Source organism: Psychrobacter sp. 1Y4, from assembly GCF_051847555.1.
This window is the reverse complement of the sequence record NZ_JBPYDE010001172.1, coordinates 1-514: the sequence shown is the minus strand read 5'-3', so window position 1 is coordinate 514 and position 514 is coordinate 1. Positions and strand designations below refer to the sequence as shown.

Annotated in this window: 1 protein-coding gene; it reads left to right on the top strand. The window is 45.1% G+C overall.

From position 1 onward, the window contains the following. A partial coding sequence (locus tag ACS8FC_RS20995; protein ID WP_439298206.1) for an HD domain-containing protein occupies nucleotides 1-514 on the top strand: 514 nt, incomplete at both ends.

Sequence of the window (514 nt, the reverse complement as noted above, 5' to 3'; positions counted from 1 at the left end):
GATACGGTCGAAGATACTGACGTGAGTGACGAGCAGCTCGAGCAGCGCTATGGCAAGATAGTGGCTAGGCTGGTCGATGGTGTGACAAAACTCAAATCCTCCTCTCACAACAAGCAGCAAAACAAAGCGGCGACCTTTCATAAAATCTTGACCGCCACACTCGCAGATCCACGTGTACTCATTATTAAGCTTGCTGACCGTCTGCATAATATGTCTACGCTTGATGCCGTGCGCCCTGAAAAACAACGTACGACAGCACAAGAAACGTTAGATTTTTATGTGCCATTTGCACGCTTGATGGGTCTTAATGATATCGCCGATTATATTGAGGTGCTGTGTTATCGTAATCTTGATTCTGATATGTACAACAAGATATCTGACAAGCTGCTACAGCATGGACTTGGGCGCAATTTTCAAAGAGAAGCCATTCATCGTTATCTGAGTATCGTGCTCAATAATTTGGGGCTCAATGGACTGGTCAAAGTATTAGACAATCGCGTGGTTATTTACCGCC